Consider the following 16,331-nt stretch of genomic DNA (forward strand, 5'->3'; position numbering starts at 1 on the left):
GACGCGGATGGCGCGAACGCGCATTCCCAATACCCGGCTGCGCGCGCTGATAGAGGAGACGGACTGGACCCAGGGCGGCCTGGCGCGGGCGGTGAACGCGGTGGCGGCCGAGTCGGGGCTGGTCCTGCGGTACGACCGGACCACGGTGGCCCACTGGCTGACGGGAAGTCATCCGATGCCACGCGTGCAGCCGTTCGCCTGCGAGGCACTCGGCCGGCGCTGCGGCCGAGTCGTCACGGCCGAGGAGGCGGGCTTCGCCGACCAAGACCCGGTCATCTTCCCGCAGTTGGCACCCGCGGACGCCAACGACCTCGTCGGTCTGCTCCACGAGTTGTCCGGCCGGGTTCCCTACCGTCCCGCACGGACCCGTCCGGTGAGCCGGGCCCCGGGCACGGGCACGGTGGCCAGGATGGTGCGGACGCCGTACATGAGGAGCCCGGCATCCTTGTTCTTTACCCAGACCCTTCAGGCGCGGGGCGGCGGATTCGCGCGCGGCACCCTGCGTACGTACTTGACCGAGGCGGTGGCCGGTCAACTGCGCGGAGTGCGGGGCGAGTTACGGCGGGAGCGGTACGCCGAGGCGTCACAGCTCGCCCTCGTCCTGGGCCGTATGTACGCGGACGACCTGCGCAACGGTGAGGCCCAGCACTGCTACCTGGCGGCACGGGAACTGGCGCTCACGGCCGGGAACCGGGAGTTGACCGTGATCGCCCTGCGGACCCTGAGCGTGCAGGCGTACGGCCTGGGCCAGCTGCGGATCGCCGACGAGGTCGCCCGCGCCGCCGTCCGGATCGCGCACGACACCCCTCGCGCCGTACGGGCCTTCGCCCAGGCCCAGTTGGCGGTGACAGCCGCGAGCCGCGGCGAGCGCGGGGACGCGTTGCGCGCACTCTCCGAGGCCGAGGCTGGCGTGGGCCTGGACGAGGCCGGGCGGCACCCGTTCGAGACCTACGCGCGCGCCGACTTCGAATTCCAGCGCGGCGAGGCCCTGTTGGCGTTGTGCGAGCCCGCGGAGGCGCTGCCCGCCTTCGAACACGCGCTGGCAGCCCGCGCCTTGGCTGATCGCCGGGGCACCGCACTGACCCGGCTGCGCCTGGCGGACGTACTCCTGCGGCTGGGGCGTGTGGACGAAACACGTTCCCTGGAACGGGAGTTGAGTGAGGACGGCGATGGTCTGCGGTCGGCGGCGGTCACGCGACGGAAGCAGGACCTGGGGCGTTCGCTGCTGCGGTTCGGCGGCGGCCGGAGAGCTGTATAGCGGGCGGCGGTCGGGAGGGGCCCCTGCCGCGTACTCCGCCGCGCTGTCAGCGGGCCGGAGTACGCCTTACGACCTCGCCCTTGCCGTTCGCCTCCAGTGAGGCCGTGCCGTCGGAGCCGGTCACGCCGACTCGGACGGTGAGGGAACCGGTGAGGCGGTCGGAGGTGATCCGCCAGGTCTGCGGGGAACGGATGCCGAGGGTGGACCTGGCCTCCTCGACCAGGGCGGGGAAGCGTTCGTAGGGGACGGAACCCGGGTCGAAGTGCGGGGCCTGCGAGCCGGAGGGGGCGAACACGACCGACAGCAGGCGTTCTTGTACGACGACGGTGAGCGCCTGGCCGGTGTTCTTGCCCTTGGTCAACGAGCCGACGGCCCGGGGCAGTTCGCCCTTGTCGAGGAACGACTGGCCGGGGCCGAGGGTGACCGTGCCGGACGCCGACGACACGACCGTGGTCGACGACGTGGAGGAGACGGAGGGCTCGGCGGAGGAGTGCGGCTGCGCGGAGGTGTCCTTGTCGAACAGGTCGGCGCGGAACAGCAGGATCACACCGGCCGCGGCGAGCAGCAGCGCGAGCAACGTGACGAAACCGGCGGCACACCCTTCGGAGGGCTCTTTCACCACGGCCGGACCAGGTGCTGAATCGAGGCGGGCGCCGGCCGCCCGCTTCTCCCACTCCGGTGTCGGCCGTTTCACGATCCGGACCTTCCACAGCCGGTCCGGCGGATACTGGACCACCACGACGCCGCCCGGGCGGTAGTCGGGCAGGTCCGCGAGGTTGATGTGCTGCGTGAACTCGACGCGGTACGCCGGTATGTCGTCGTCCGGGGCGACCGTGACGTCGAAGCGGACCGCCACGTCGCTCGTCGCCTCGCCCCCGACGGCCTTCAGGGTCTCGATCCGCGCGAGAGCGGTGCGGGGCGGGATCGCCGCCTCCCGGGCGCGCCTCGGCACACCGGCGATGAAGAAGAGCAGACCGTAGACCGCGGGCAGGACCACGCCCGTCACGCACAGCGGCACGCTCTCGATGACACAGCCGACGACGAAGGCGGCCAACGACGCGCCGATCACACCGCCCGTCAGAATCCCTCGGGCGAGAGCGACGGGAGTGTTGCGCGTGGGCGGCGGTGCGCCCTGGGTGATCGTCACACGGGGGATTGTGCCGGGCCCGGGTGATCGCCAGTAGGTACGGAAGGTATCGATACCGGCACGTACGCGGCACCGCTGCTGCCGCTTCCGCCGTATCTACCACTTCGGCCGTCGATTCCGGAGCCTTTTCCGGGCCCGCTCATAGTGCTCACCGTTCCCCGTCTTGCATGCTGGGAAAGGGAGTTGAGTTCGATCGTGATCCGAAAAGGGGGCGCTCGTGAGGAGCGAGTCCGGGAAGCGGTCTCGACGCGTCGCCGTCGTCGGCACGGGCGTCCTCGGAGCCTGCGTGGGCTGGAACCTGGCCCGGCGCGGCGCCGAGGTGGTCCTCATCGACGCGGGCCGGCCGGGCGAAGGCGTCACCAACTGGTCCTTCTCGTGGGTCAACGCCAGCAACAAGACAGTGACCAGGTCCTACTTCGACCTGAACGTCGCGGGCATGGCGGCGCACCGTGAGCTCGCGCGGACGATCGGGGCGGACACCTGGTGGTATCCCAGCGGGCATCTGCGCTGGGCGGACGATCCCGCGGCGGAGGCGCAGTTTCTGAAAACCGCTGAGCTGCTGGGGAGTTGGGGCTACCGGGTCGAGGTGTCCACGGGGGCCGAGGTGCGCCGCCGCCTCGAACCAGCTCTCGCGCTGCCCGACGAGGTTCCCGTGGTGCTCTACCCCGGCGAGGCCTGGGTGCACGGACGTCACCTCGTCGACCGCCTGGTCGGCCAAGTCGTCGCAGGGGGCGGTGAGTTACGGTCCGGCACCACGGTCCGTGACATCGGGACCGGTCCCGACGGGAGCGTCCGGACCGTCGCGCTCTCCGACGGCAGCCGTCTCGACGTGGACATCGTCGTGAACGCGGCGGGCCCGGGCGCCTCCCATGTCGCCGGGCTCGTCGCACGGCAGCTGCCCATGCGCAGGGAACCCGGCGTCGTCACCCGGATCGACTGTGCGCGGGTCCCGATCCACCGGGCCATGCACGCGCCGCACATCGAGATGCGTCCGGACGGAGACGCGTCGATGGTCCTCCACAGCCGTGAGACCGACGCGCTCATCGACACGGGTGAAGAACCGGCGGAACTCGCTCGGCTGCTCCACGAGTTGGCGCGCAGTGTCGTTCCCGACCTCGCCGACTCCCGCATCGCCCAAGGACAGGTGGCGCACCGGCCGATCCCGGCCGACGGTTTCCCCTCGGTGGGAGCGGTGCCCTCCGTGCCGGGCTACTACGAGGCCGTCTCCCACAGCGGCATCACGCTCGGGCCGGTGATCGGCCGCCTGCTCGCTGCCGAGATCCTCGACGGGGAGAGGGAGGAGTTGCTCGCGGACTTCCGGCCGGAGCGGTTCCCTCGGTGAGAGCCCGTGTGCACCCGGTGTCGACGTGACGCGTCGCGGCGATCGTCGCCTGCGGGCTCTCTCTCGGGCGTCGGGGCGTCGTACCAGAACACCTTGGCCGCTCGGCGCTCACGGACGATCAAGTACAGGGCGGTGACGAGCGATTCGGGGGCCATCGCGCGGGCGAGCCAGAGGGTCCACCACACGCCGGCGATGAAGCCGAACAACAGGGAGGAGACCGTCGGGTCTGTCAAGAAGCCCCACTCCGTGCCGCGCGCCGAGGACGCGCTCGCGGCGGGCAGTACCGTCCCGGGCGCCAGTGGTCGTGCGCTCGTCGCGTCGGCCCGTACCCTGCTCGGTCTTCCGGGCCAGAAGGGGAACACCGCGCTCCCGACCGTTCAGCCCGGCAGGTGGAACACCGTGGTGTTGTCGAACGGTTCGTCGAAGTCCTGCATGCCCCCGGTTTCATCCCCTCTGTCACCGTAGCGGCTCCGCCGAACTCGAACCGGTGCTCGGGTTCGGCATACCTCGGCCTTTTCGTGGTAGGCGCCAGGGCGGGGTGCGGCAGCCGGGGACTCCGGGCACTCGTCGTCATCGATCACTCGGTGCGTACCGAATCTTGAGACACGCTTTGCACGACGCACGCAACTGAGGCCCCCTCTGTCGCTGTCTGACAATGAGTCGGGCCCGTCGGGGCCGAGGTCGAGGAGCTAGAGAGTGGGGCAAGTCGTGGGACGGCGCAAGGGCAGCATAGGGATCGCACTCGTCACGGGTGCGGTGCTGGTGGGCGCGAGTGCCTGTGGCGGGGGTGGCAGCGACAAGGCGAGCGGCGACGACGCGAAGGCGTCGGGCAAGGCGAGCACGAGCGCCTCTCCGTCGCCGACGAAGCCTCTGGGCCCGCCGATGCTGCTGGACACGATCACCCCGCAGACGGGAACCACGGTCGGCGTGGCCATGCCGATCTCGGTGATCTTCACGAACCCGGTGGCGTCCAAGGCGCGGGCCACGGTCGAGAAGCACATGAAGGTCAGCGCTTCGCAGTCGGTCGTCGGTGCCTGGCACTGGATGGGCGACAAGCGCGTCGACTGGCGCCCGAAGACGTACTGGCCCTCCGGCACGACGGTGAAGATCGACGCCGACATGAAGGGCGTCAGCAACGGCAACGGCCGCTACGGCGTGCACAGTTACACGCACACCTTCAAGGTCGGCGACGACGTCCGCGCGGACGTCTCCGTCACCAACCACACCATGAAGGTGACCAAGAACGGCTCGACGGTGCGCACTCTGTCGATCAACGCGGGCAGCGCCGAGTACCCGACCTGGGACGGCACGATGGCCGTCATCGACAAGCAGGAGAAGGTCCACATGACCTCCTGCAGCGTCGGCATCAGCTGCGACAAGGGCAGCCCCAACTACTACGACCTGACCCTGCCCTGGGACATCCACCTCACCCAGTCCGGCACCTACGTGCACTACTCGACCGGCGACCCGAACCCGGGCAGCGGCAGCGCCCGCGGCTCGCACGGCTGCGTCCACCTGTCCCTGTCGGACGCCAAGTGGTTCTACGGTCAGGTCAAGCAGGGCGACCCCATCACCATCACCGGATCGCCCCGCGGGAAGGCCCCGGCCGACAACGGCTACGCCGACTTCAACCTCGGCTGGGACCAGTGGCTCGCGGGCAGCGGCTCCGGCGAGGGGACGACCGCGGCGCTGTGACGCGCCGCGGTGACACCGCCGGGCAGTACGACGGCCGGTGTCAGCAGGTGCGCCCGGCGTAGTGGGCGCCCTGGATCTTGCGGGCGGAGCCCAGCCAGGTCGTACCGCGCGCGACGCACCGCTCGTAGTCGCGCGCCCGGGCGACCTCGACCTTGATGACGACCCGCGAACCGTCGGTCGTGCAGTGGCGGTAGAAGGCGTCGGACCCGGTCTCGTAGAAACCGCAAGGGGTGGCCGCCGCGGGACTCGCGGCGGCCACCGCACCGAGCGAGCTCAGCACGAGGGCGGCGGAACCGAGGGCGCTGAGCACCGTACGACGAAAACGCAAAGGAACTCCTTGGTCAGCGAAGGGGCAGTCCTGGAAGGGCTGTCGCTGTCGAGCGGGCCGACAGCCGTTCCAGGATTGCCGCACTGACCTGCGCGGCCGGTCGTATGCCGCCGCGTTCACCCGGCGAATCGATTTGTCGCTCCGTCGATCGGATGGTTCCGGCACCGGGAGCGCATGGGCCGCCGATGACCGGAACCGAGCGTGGGCTGTGCCTGGCGGTTACGCCCAGCAGCCGTTGACCGTGGCCGCGAGCCCGTCGAGGGCGTCCTTCGTGGCGTCCGGTGCGGCCGTGGAGTTGTTCTCGATGAAGGAGAAGACCTTCCAGCGGCCGTCATCGGCCTTCGTGAGGCCGCTCAGGGCGATCGCGCCCGTGAGCGTGCCCGTCTTGGCGCTGACCTTGCCGACCGCGCACTGGGAGTCCGCCGTGTCGAAGCGGCCCCACTCGGGGCCCAGGGTCGAGCCCGCCTCGCCCGCGACGGGGAGGCCGTCCACGATGTACTTCAGGGTCGGGGCGTTGGCGGGGTCGTCGGCCAGGTCGAGGATGTCGGCGATCGTCTGGGCCGGAATGCGGTTGGAGCGGGAGAGGCCGCTGCCGTCGTGGATCTCGAAGTTGGCCAGCGATATGCCGTACTGGGTGAGGACTTGGCGTACGACGGCCGTGCCGTCCTCGAAGGTGGCCGGGCGGCCGGCGGCCAGCGCGGTCATCCGGAGCAGGGTCTCGGCGATATCGTTGTCACTCACCTTGAGCATGTGCTCCACGATGGACGACAGTGTGCCGGACTCGTGCTGGGCCACCGGGACAGCTGTGGAGCCGGCGGCGGCGTGGGTGACACTTCCGGTGACGGTGACGCCCTGCCGGGCGAGGAGCTTCGCGAAGATCTGGCCGGCGTCCAGCGACGTGTCCGTGACGTGGCGGCCGTCGACCACCAACGCCCGTACGGGAGCTATGGAGTCGGGGTAGTACCCGTCGTTCCAGCCCGTCGCGAGCGTGGGCGCGGGGAAGAGGCTGTCGTCCACCGTCACCTTCACCGTGGTCAGGCCCGCGTTCTTCAGGCCCGCCACGGCAGTTGTGGCCATCGCGGTCAGGTCGGCGGTGGTCAGGGTGCGGTCCCCGCCTCCGACCAGGGTGAGGGTGCCCTTGTCGTAGACGACCTTCGTGGTGAAGCGGTGATCGGGGCCGAGGATCGTCAACGCGGCCGTGGACGTGCCGAGTTTGGTGTTGGACGCGGGCATCAGTGCCGTCGTCGCGTCGTGGCCCCAGATAGGGGTGTCGGACGTGGAGTCGATGACGACACCGCTGAACGTGCTGCCCAACCGGGTGTCCTGGACACGGGTGTTGAGGTTGTCCGCGATCTTCTGCTCCGCCGGGTCGAGCGTCGCGGCGGTGGTCTTGCCGACGGTCTGCCCGGCGGCGAAGGCGGAGCCGCCGAACAGGATCGTGCCGGCGACAGGAGCGGCCACCGTGATGACGGCGGCGCGGCGGAGTGCCGGACTGAGGTGTCTGCTCCTGCGGTGGCGTCCGCTGATGCCGTCTACGGAGGGGGAGTTGGGCATGAAGGCCTCGCCGCGGGGTGTGTGAGTGGGGGACAGGATCCAGTGGATCACGCAAAGGAAACTAACAGCTCCGAGTGGCCCGCCGCCGGGTGATCGGCCGATGCCGTCCCCGCGTCGCACATCGAAGCGCCCTCCGGGGGCACGCGACAGTGCGGGACGCGTCCGGTGCGTCCGCGTTTCGGCTCGTCCAGTGTCTCCAGGAAAGGCATCATGACCTCGTCGCAGACGCACAAGTGGGGCTTCCGGAGGGCGAGTTCGACCGCCCGGAGCCATGCACCGGGAGAGGCCGAGGGCAAGCAGGCGCTCGCGGTCACCGGGCGCGCCGGATTCGTCGCACGCGGTGTCGTGTACGTCCTCGTCGGCGCGCTCGCCCTGCAGATCGCGTTCGGCGGCGGGGGCCGGGAGGCGGACCGGCAGGGCGCGTTGCAACAGGTCGCGGCGCAGCCCTTCGGGAAGTGGATGCTGTGGATGCTCGTCGTCGGCTTCGGCTGCATGGCGATCTGGCGGGCGTCCCAGGCGCTGCTGGCGAACGGGCCGAAGAACAAGGTCGGTTCGCGCCTGCTGGACGGCGGCCGGGCCGTGTTCTACGGCTTCGTCTGCTGGGGTACGGCGTCCTTCGCCGCCGGGACCGGCGGGTCGTCCGGCAGCGACGCCAAGTCGCAGGACTGGACCGCCTCGGCGTTGAAACTGCCGGGCGGCCAGGTGCTGGTGGGTCTCGCCGGCTGCGTCCTGATCGGCGTCGGCGTGACCCTCGCGGTGCGCGCGGTGATGCGGCGTTTCCTGCGGCGGCTGGAGACCGGGAAGATGAGGCGCCGGGTACGGCAGGTCGTCACCGGCCTGGGCGTGGGCGGCGGTGCCGCGCGCGGTGCCGTGTTCGCCGGGGTGGGTGTGTTCGTGCTGGTGGCCGCCATCCGCTTCGACCCGCACCAGGCCAAGGGCATGGACGCCACCCTGCGCACCTTCGCGCACACTCCGGCGGGGCCGTGGCTGCTGGTCGCCGTCGCCGTCGGACTGGTGCTGTTCGGCGGTTTCTCGTTCGCCTCGGCACGCTGGCGCCGGCTGTGAACCCCGGGACCCCCGCACCACGACCCGGTGCACGGCATCGTCGTAGAACCCATGAAGTGGTGTGAAGAAACCGCGAAATGGTGTGAAACCAGGTGCGTTCCCCGTGTCGGCGGAGCCTCGCGGGGCAGACTTTTCGGCCGACTGCGGAATTGTGAGGTCCCGGGAGACATGGTTGTGCCGGAAGGGGGCACGCGACGTTCGTCCTGTTCTCCAGTTAAGGCGGCATCGTGGCTTCCTCCGTGAAGGCTCCCGAGGCAACTGCTCCTGTCCGCGCGGGAGCACCGGATGTCGTGGACGACCTCCCGTGGATCGAGGACGGGGCCAAGGTCGCTCCCAAGGACGCGCGGGCGATGTCCCGGATGTTCCTCGACCGGCTGCAGGAGCTGGAGGAGGGCACCCAGGAGTACCAGTACGCGCGGAACACGCTGATCGAGATGAACCTGTCGCTGGTGGCCTTCGCGGCACGCCGGTTCCGCAACCGGGGCAGCGGTGACATGGAGGACGTCATCCAGGTCGGCACGATCGGTCTGATCAAGGCCATCGACCGCTTCGACCTGACCCGCGAGGTCGAGTTCACCTCCTTCGCGATCCCCTACATCCTCGGTGAGATCAAGCGGTTCTTCCGTGACACCACCTGGGCCGTGCACGTCCCGCGTCGACTCCAGGAACTCCGGGTCGACCTCGCGAAGAGCAAGGAGACCCTCGGCACCGAGCTGGGCCGCACCCCCACGGTGAAGGAACTCGCCGCGCACCTGGAGCTGTCCGAGGACGAGATCATCGAGGGCCTGGTCGCCGCGAACGGCTATGTCGCCGGGTCCATCGACACCCCGAGCGGTGACGACGAGTCCGACAGCGCGCCGAAGTACGCGGACACGATGGGTGACGCCGACCCGGCGCTGGAGCTGTTCGAGGACCTCCACACGCTCGGCCCGCTGCTGCAACAGCTCGACGAGCGGGAGCGGGTCATCATCGAGATGCGCTTCGGCCAGGAGCTGACCCAGGCGGAGATCGGCCGCGAGCTGAACCTCTCGCAGATGCACATCTCCCGCCTGCTCAACCGCACCCTCGCCAAGCTGCGCACCGGCCTCCTGCCCACGTGATCCGCCCGCCCGACAGTTGTTCCCTCGCGCGGCACCGAAAGGATCACCCCGCATGAGCACCACGAGCACGGACCACGATCCCCTGCACCAGCCCGCCGCACCGATCGTGACGGAGCCCGTGCCCGACCTCCAACTCCAGTTGCTGGTACGCCTGATCGGCCAGGACGCCGAGGCCGCCCTGCCCATCACGCTCACCGTCGGAGGCGCCTTCCTCTACGGCGACCTGATCTCCCACGAGGCCTGGACCACCGACTGGGCACGCAGCCTGCACGGCATGGACGGCTCCGGCGCGCAGCTGCTGGAGCGGTTCCCGCAGCAGGTGGACGAGGTGGTCGCGGACAGGCAGGGACCCGGTCCGCAACGGCTGCCGCAGTGGATCCATCTGCGCGACGCCACCGGTGTCGCCGGCGGGGGCGGGACCGCGGTCATGCCCCTGTGGCGCGGCCGGCTCACGGACGTGTCCGGCTGGTCCCTGGGCAAGCCGAAGCAGCTCTGAGGCGCCGGTACGGGGTGGGCACGGCAGGTGGAGAAGGAAGCGGTCTGTGAGGATGTGCCGCATGGGTATGCGGAGCAGGAACCATGTGACGGTGTCGGGTCGGCCCGGCGGGCCGGTCGTGATGCTGGCGCACGGCTTCGGGTGCGACCAGCACATGTGGCGGCTGGTGGTACCGCTCCTGGAGCGCGACTTCACCGTGGTGCTCTTCGACCACGTGGGCGCCGGCCGCTCCGACCTGTCCGCCTGGAGCCCGGAGCGCTACTCCACTCTGGACGGCTACACCGATGACGTGCTGGACATCTGCCGTGAGTTGGCGCTGGGCCCCGTGACGTTCGTGGGGCACTCGGTGAGCGCGATGATGGGCGTCCTGGCCGCGGCACGCGAGCCGGAGGCGTTCGCCGGACTGGTGCTCCTGGCTCCCTCGCCGTGCTTCATCGACGACCCGGCCACCGGCTACCGCGGCGGGTTCAGCGCCGAGGACATCGACGAGCTGCTGGAGTCGCTGGACGCGAACTACCTGGGCTGGTCGGGCGCCATGGCGCCGGTGATCATGGGCAATCCCGAACGCCCGGAACTGGGCGAGGAGTTGACCAACAGCTTCTGCCGCGCCGATCCCGGCATCGCCCGTGTCTTCGCCCGCGTCACGTTCCTCTCCGACAACCGCGAGGACCTCGCCAAGGTGACCGTGCCCACGCTGGTCGCGCAGTGCTCCGTCGACGCGATCGCGCCCCTGGAGGTCGGAGCCTTCGTCCAGGACCGGATCCCGGGCAGCCGGCTGGTCACCCTGGACGCGACCGGGCACTGCCCGCAGCTCGCCGCCCCGGAGGAAACGGCCGCCGCGATCACCGACTTCGTCGAGGCCCTGCGCTGATGGGCGCGAGCGGCGACGGCGAGAACGGCGATCACCGGCCGTCCGAGAGATGTCACGAGCAGTCTCCCGGCAAACAGCCCGGTGACGACCACGCGGCGTTTTCCGCGCTCCTGGAGGACAGCGCCGAGGACCTGTACGAACACGCGCCGTGCGGCTACCTCTCCACGCTGCTGGACGGCACCATCGCGAAGATCAACACGACGCTGCTCGACTGGCTCGGCTACGACCACGGCGACCTGGTGGGCCGCAGGACCTTCTCCGACCTGTTGACCGTGGGCGGCCGGCTCTACCACGAGACCCACTTCGGCCCGCTGCTGCGCATGCAGGGCGAGGTCAGCGGGATCGCCCTCGAACTCAAGGCGACCGACGGCAGCCGGCTGCCCGTGCTGGTGACCTCCACCGTCAAGACCGGTGGCGACGGCCAGCCGCTGCTGATCCGGACCACCGTCTTCGACGCCCGCGACCGCCGCGCCTACGAGACGGAACTGCTGCGCGCCCGCAAGGAGGCAGAGCTCGAACGCGAGGAACTCAAGCGCCTCAACGCCACCCTCCAGCAGACCTTGCTGCCCCCAACTCTGGTGAACGTGCCGGGACTTGACGTGGCCGCGCACTACCACGTGGCCTCCACCGACATGGTCGGCGGCGACTTCTACGACCTCTTCCCCCTCTCCGCAGGGACCTGGGGGCTGTTCCTCGGGGACGTGTGCGGCAAGGGCGCCGCGGCGGCGGCCGTCACCTCGCTGGCCCGCTACACACTGCGCGCCGCCGCCGTCTACGACCCCGACCCGGTCGCCGTCCTGGGCAACCTCAACACCGTCCTCAACCACGAGTACAACGGCCACGACCCGCGCTTCTGCACCGTCGTGTTCGGGCTGCTCACCCCCGAGGGCGACCACGGCGGCTTCCGCATCACCCTGGCCAGCGGCGGCCACCCGCCCGCCCTGCTCCTGCGCGCGGACGGCAGCGCCGACCATCTGGACACCCCCGGCGGACAGCTCATCGGCGTGCTGCCCGACGCCCATATCGCCACCGCCACCGTCCGCCTGGCGGCCGGCGACACCCTGCTGCTCCACACGGACGGGCTCACCGAAGCACGCCCGGCCCACACCAGGGACGCCGACCGCTACGGGGACGAGGCCCTCCTCGACTTCGCCCGCGCCCTGGCGCCCACCACCGCGTCCGGCGCCGTCGCCGCGATCCGCGACCTGCTCGACACCTTCGGTACCGGCGTCGACGACGACACCGCCGTCCTCGCCATCAACGTGCCCCGACCCACCAGCGAAGAGCAGCCGTGACCCAACTAGCGATCCGCACCCGGACCACACCCGCAGGGCCCGTCGTCGAACTCTCCGGAGAACTCGACTACGACAGCTACACCCAGGTGCGTGAACTCCTGCCCGAGTTGGCGCTCCAGGACGGCCAGCAGCTCGTCGTCGACCTGACCGGCGTCACCTTCTGCGACTCCAGTGGCATCACCGCCCTGCTCGCGGCCCGCAACCACGCCCTCGCCGCCCGGGCGGGCATCGCGCTGGCGGCGGTCCCGGGTCACATCAGCCGGATCTTCCACATGGTCGGGCTCGACCAGGTCTTCCGGACCCACCCCACCGCACAGGACGCCGAGGCGGCCTGGACCCCTCCGGCGAACCGCCGCTGAGGCGTCAACGGGCCAGGTAGAAACGGATGGTTGTGCCGTCCGACGCCGTATGGACGCGGACGAGATCGGCGACGTAGTGCACCAACAGCAGCCCCCGCCCGCCGGGTTGGTCACGTGACGGCGGGCGCCGACCGGCCAGCGGATCCGTCAGCCGGCCGTGGTCGTGCACCTCGCAGACGATCCGCTCGTCCTCGGCCCAGATCCGCAGCGTCCCCGAACCGCCGCCGTGCAGCACGCTGTTGGTGGTCAACTCCGCGACGGCCAGCGTCAGATCCTGCAGCCGTACGCCGGCCAGGCCCAGCCGCTCGGCCTCCTGTACCGCGAAATAGCGGGACTTGGGGAGCTCTCCCGCTTCGAACACGATGGACGCGGCGCCCGGTGGGTGGGGGAGCGGCTCGTTGTAGCGGGCGATGGCGCGCTGTGGATCGTAGGCGGCGCTGGGCAGTTGGGCGCCTTCGTCGATGACGACCGGGTGTGTGGCGCGGGCGTCGGCGAGCACGTCGGGCTCCAGCCGGTCCGCGTCGTACGGACAGAGGATCGTCACCTCACGGTCCCGGAACGCGGAGTTGATCAGCGCCTCGTGCTGCACGCACGCCGGGTACTCGAGGGCCGTGCGGCCGGGCCAGATCGGCTCGCCGATGATCCGCACCCGGCCGCCGTCGGCATGGGCGTCGGCGAAGGCCCTCAGCACTCCCGGGATGATCCGCCCCGGGTTGCGCCCGACCTCGGTCATGTCGAGGAACCGAACACCGTCGGCGCCCGATCCGAGTCCGGTCCTGATGAGTTCGAGGTGGGGGCCGGGAACGGCGACCGCGACGGCCTCTCCGGCGGCCAGCCCCGCCCGTACGAACGGCACCGTACCGGCCGTGTACTGCTCCTCACCCCGGTAGAACAGCGCGGGATGCGCGAACGGTGCACCGTCGGTGGCCGTACTCATCGCGCCGCCACCTCGATCCTTGTCGGGCCGGGCCAGGACATGTCCACGGAGCGCGGTGACAAGGAGGACGGCGGTCACCGCCCCGGCAGTCTACGGGGGTAGCACGACAGGGTGGTGGGCACCGGCGGAACTGCCGGTGCCCACCACCCTGTCGAGCCGCGAATGCCGATCAGGCGCGGGGGTGCCCGTAGTAGCCGCCGACCTGCTCGTGGTACCCGGCGTCGCCGGGGTGCTTGTCCTTGTCGAACTCCGGGGAGTTCTTGATCTCTTCCTTCGTTCGGCCGACGTGGATCGTCCGCCCCGCGACGTCGATGGACGCGATCGTCCCGACGGGCAGCAGCACGTGCTTGCCGAAGATCCACACGCCGGTGTCGACGACGATGTACATGGCCCCGACGTCCTCGGAGTGCTTGTCCACCTTGCCGATCGAGCCGTCGCTCGCCTCGACCTTGAATCCGGTCAGATCCGTACCGGTCTGGTGGCCCGACTCGGCCTGGTAGTCCCACATGTCGTCCGCCATGTAAACCTCGCTTTATGGTGGGTGAATTTCGAGATCGGTGATTTATCTCCTACCAGCGGTACCAACGTCCTCGAGTACCGCCGGAACCCGTCGAGCGGGCGACGAATCCCAGCAGCCACAGGACGAGAACGACGATTGCGACCCACCAAAGAATTTTGATGGCGAATCCCGCACCGAAAAGCAGCAGTGCCAGGAGAAGAACAAGGATCAGGGGAAACATATGTATCGACCTCCAGGCGTCCGAGTGCCCTGCCGGAAATGAATCATGCGCCGGAGGAAACGAAAAACCACACCGGGGATCGGGTGTGACCGTGACGCGGTTCAGCTCACGGTGAAGGAGTAGTAGTACGGCGCCAGTTGGATGCCGGAGCGGGTCGTCGCGTAGACCGTGAGGTTGTAGTCACCGGCCGTGGCCGGGGTCCAGTCGACGCTCGCGGTGTGGTGCGCGCCCGCGGCGACCGTGACCTCCGGGTCCCCGTTGACGGAGTACGTGTAGCTCGCGACGCCCTTCACCTTCGGGCTGAGCGTGAAGGTGCCGGGGACGCCGGCGCCGCCGCCGGACGCGTTCTCGGGGTAGACGTCCGAGGCGACGGTGGGCGTGGTGTCGTAGGTGATGCCCCAGAAAGTGGCGTCGCCGACCCAGCCGTTGGCGCTCCTGCTGCTCACCCGGAGGGACTCGCCGTAGATGCCGTCCAGTGTGAGCTCGGTGCTCGCTGTGCCGTCCGGCCTCGCCGCGACGTCGACGGTCCTGTCGGCGCCCTGCCCGCCGATGAACTCCACGGAGTAGCTGACGACCGGACTCGTCGACTGGAGGCCTGCGTCGGGCTGGAACGTGAAGGTGGTCGGCCTGTCGAACGCGGGCGACGCGACGGCCGGAGTGACGGTGGGCGCCGTGGAGTTGAGGAAGAAGGAGTAGCCGGTGATCGCCGATCCGTTGTACGCCCGGTCGAGGCCGCGCACCCACAGGGTCATCGGACCTGAGGAGCCGCTCGGCGGGAGCAGGCTGATCGTGGCCGAGCCGCCCGGGGCGTCGGCGCGGGTGAAGTATCTCGGGTCGGCGTACGGGTCGACGAACTGCGGGACTCCGTGCTCGCCGATGTTCGCGTAACCGGCGATCGGGAGGTCCTGCTGCCAGGAGTACTCGAACCCGGTGACATCCTCGTCGCCGTTGGCGTTCAGCGTGAACTCGACCGGACTTCCGCCTGGACTCCGCGCGCCCTGAGGGTAGTTGGACGAGGTGATGCCGGGAGTGCTCACCGGACGCGTGTTGTCGATCGCGATGTAACAGGGAGCGGACCAGTCCGATGCCACGCCCCCGGCCACGGTCTGTGCCCGCCACGCGTAGGACTGCCCGTCGGGGAGCGCGTCGGCGGGCAGGTTGGCGGCGGCCTCGGATCCGGGGAGGGCGTAGGGGCGGGAGACCGTCGTGGTGTGCGTCGGGTCGGCGACCGGCCAGACCTGGTACTGCACGGTCACCGGGGAGTTGCTGGTCGTGTCGGTGGTCTCCGGAATGCCCTCGACGGTGAGGCCGTTGCCGGCCCAGAGGTAGGTGGGCCGGTCCGAATCGGTCGAGCAGCTCTGGTAGCCGTTGAACAGCTGGGCCGGTGTGACGGGGGTCGCGTCGGCCGCGCTGGCGGGCGACACGGCTGCGGCCAGCGCCAGGCCGATGGTTCCGACAGAGGCGAGGACGGCACGCGAGCGCGCGCCGAAGGACATGGTCAAGTGATCCCTCCCGTTTGGATGCCCGTGTCACGGCGCCTGGATGCGCACTGGTGTACGGGCGGCGAGGGGATCGTATGGGGGCGACACAGGTCCACGCATGAGATTTTTGCGCAGCGGGACATGAGCCCCGCCCGCTCGAACTTGCCTACAGGGCAGGCCTGTTCAGGTCGAGCTGCCCGATGCGGGACACGTTCTCCCGGTCGTCGGCGTCCTCGCTCGCCGCCGCGGTGAACCAGGCGTCGAGGATCTCCTTGAGCAGCGGCTCGGACGTCAGTCGCAGGCTGAGGGCCAGGACGTTGGCGTCGTTCCAGCGGCGGGCGCCGTCCGCCGTGTACGCGTCCGCGCACAGGGCCGCCCGTACGCCCGGCACCTTGTTCGCGGCGATCGACGCGCCCGTGCCGGTCCAGCAGCACACGACCGCCTGGTCCGACGTCCCGGTGGCGACCTCGCGGGCCGCCGCCTCCGAGCAGACCGCCCACTGCGGGTCGTCCCCGGGACGCAACGCCCCGTGCGTCACCACCTCGTGGCCCCGGCCGCGCAACTCCGCGACGAGGGAACGCGCCACGGGTTCGTCCATGTCCGAGGAAACAGAGATCCGCATGCCCCGGAGGCTACTCAGCGGATCGGTCCGGTGCCAGTTCG

At 70.1% G+C, this 16,331-nt stretch carries 17 protein-coding genes; 9 read left to right on the forward strand and 8 right to left on the reverse strand.

All coding sequences use genetic code 11. The features are described 5' to 3' along the window. Positions 1-7 precede the first annotated feature (7 nt). Complete coding sequence (locus OG504_RS47400; RefSeq protein WP_405995365.1) at positions 8-1,258, forward strand: hypothetical protein; 1,251 nt, start codon at positions 8-10, stop codon at positions 1,256-1,258. A gap of 46 nt (positions 1,259-1,304) precedes the next feature. Here the strand turns inward: OG504_RS47400 and OG504_RS47405 are convergent, their stop codons facing one another. After that, complete coding sequence (locus OG504_RS47405) at positions 1,305-2,405, reverse strand: hypothetical protein (protein ID WP_405995366.1); 1,101 nt, start codon at positions 2,403-2,405, stop codon at positions 1,305-1,307. 217 nt (positions 2,406-2,622) lie between these two features. Between OG504_RS47405 and OG504_RS47410 the strand changes: the two genes are divergently transcribed. Further along, positions 2,623-3,747, forward strand: a complete 1,125-nt coding sequence (locus tag OG504_RS47410; protein WP_405995367.1) for an NAD(P)/FAD-dependent oxidoreductase — start codon at positions 2,623-2,625, stop codon at positions 3,745-3,747. Positions 3,748-4,443: 696 nt separating this feature from the next. Next, entirely contained in the window at positions 4,444-5,442 is a 999-nt protein-coding gene (locus tag OG504_RS47415; RefSeq protein ID WP_405995368.1) for an Ig-like domain-containing protein, read from the forward strand. A gap of 40 nt (positions 5,443-5,482) precedes the next feature. Here the strand turns inward: OG504_RS47415 and OG504_RS47420 are convergent, their stop codons facing one another. Further along, positions 5,483-5,770: a DUF6355 family natural product biosynthesis protein gene (locus tag OG504_RS47420; RefSeq protein ID WP_405995369.1), complete on the reverse strand. Its 288-nt coding sequence runs from the start codon at positions 5,768-5,770 to the stop codon at positions 5,483-5,485. A gap of 219 nt (positions 5,771-5,989) precedes the next feature. After that, on the reverse strand, positions 5,990-7,324 hold the full coding sequence (dacB, locus tag OG504_RS47425; RefSeq protein ID WP_405996603.1) for a D-alanyl-D-alanine carboxypeptidase/D-alanyl-D-alanine-endopeptidase: 1,335 nt from the start codon (positions 7,322-7,324) through the stop codon (positions 5,990-5,992). Between the two features lie 210 nt (positions 7,325-7,534). Between dacB and OG504_RS47430 the strand changes: the two genes are divergently transcribed. The 6 genes from OG504_RS47430 (at position 7,535) to OG504_RS47455 (ending at position 12,510) form a co-directional block, all read left to right on the forward strand. Further along, positions 7,535-8,389: a DUF1206 domain-containing protein gene (locus tag OG504_RS47430; protein ID WP_405995370.1), complete on the forward strand. Its 855-nt coding sequence runs from the start codon at positions 7,535-7,537 to the stop codon at positions 8,387-8,389. A 224-nt stretch (positions 8,390-8,613) separates the two neighbouring features. Continuing rightward, on the forward strand, positions 8,614-9,489 hold the full coding sequence (locus tag OG504_RS47435; RefSeq protein ID WP_405996604.1) for an RNA polymerase sigma factor SigF: 876 nt from the start codon (positions 8,614-8,616) through the stop codon (positions 9,487-9,489). 52 nt (positions 9,490-9,541) lie between these two features. Further along, entirely contained in the window at positions 9,542-9,985 is a 444-nt protein-coding gene (locus OG504_RS47440) for a hypothetical protein (protein ID WP_405995371.1), read from the forward strand. 61 nt (positions 9,986-10,046) lie between these two features. After that, positions 10,047-10,856: an alpha/beta fold hydrolase gene (locus OG504_RS47445; RefSeq protein WP_405995372.1), complete on the forward strand. Its 810-nt coding sequence runs from the start codon at positions 10,047-10,049 to the stop codon at positions 10,854-10,856. Then, a complete protein-coding gene (locus tag OG504_RS47450) occupies positions 10,856-12,151 on the forward strand; it encodes a PP2C family protein-serine/threonine phosphatase (protein WP_405995373.1) in 1,296 nt (431 codons plus the stop codon). Before OG504_RS47445 ends, OG504_RS47450 begins: the two co-directional genes overlap by 1 nt. Then, complete coding sequence (locus OG504_RS47455) at positions 12,148-12,510, forward strand: STAS domain-containing protein (RefSeq protein WP_405995374.1); 363 nt, start codon at positions 12,148-12,150, stop codon at positions 12,508-12,510. Before OG504_RS47450 ends, OG504_RS47455 begins: the two co-directional genes overlap by 4 nt. Before the next feature lie 4 nt (positions 12,511-12,514). Here OG504_RS47455 and OG504_RS47460 read toward each other — a convergent pair whose 3' ends face one another. From OG504_RS47460 to OG504_RS47480, 5 genes are all read right to left on the reverse strand, one after another. Continuing rightward, positions 12,515-13,447, reverse strand: a complete 933-nt coding sequence (locus OG504_RS47460) for an anti-sigma factor RsbA family regulatory protein (RefSeq protein WP_405996605.1) — start codon at positions 13,445-13,447, stop codon at positions 12,515-12,517. Between the two features lie 169 nt (positions 13,448-13,616). After that, entirely contained in the window at positions 13,617-13,967 is a 351-nt protein-coding gene (locus OG504_RS47465) for a PRC-barrel domain containing protein (RefSeq protein ID WP_405995375.1), read from the reverse strand. 49 nt (positions 13,968-14,016) lie between these two features. Beyond that, entirely contained in the window at positions 14,017-14,187 is a 171-nt protein-coding gene (locus OG504_RS47470) for a hydrophobic protein (RefSeq protein ID WP_078652406.1), read from the reverse strand. Between the two features lie 101 nt (positions 14,188-14,288). After that, the gene (locus OG504_RS47475; RefSeq protein WP_405995376.1) at positions 14,289-15,683 is read right to left on the reverse strand and encodes a hypothetical protein; all 1,395 of its coding nucleotides are present in this window, start codon (positions 15,681-15,683) and stop codon (positions 14,289-14,291) included. Positions 15,684-15,834: 151 nt separating this feature from the next. After that, positions 15,835-16,290 carry an RpiB/LacA/LacB family sugar-phosphate isomerase gene (locus OG504_RS47480; RefSeq protein ID WP_405995377.1) on the reverse strand — a complete coding sequence of 152 codons (456 nt, stop codon included), beginning with the start codon at positions 16,288-16,290 and terminating at the stop codon, positions 15,835-15,837. Between the last annotated feature and the right edge of the window lie 41 nt (positions 16,291-16,331).

Source organism: Streptomyces sp. NBC_00986, assembly GCF_045162565.1.
Classification (GTDB): Bacteria; Actinomycetota; Actinomycetes; order Streptomycetales; family Streptomycetaceae; genus Streptomyces.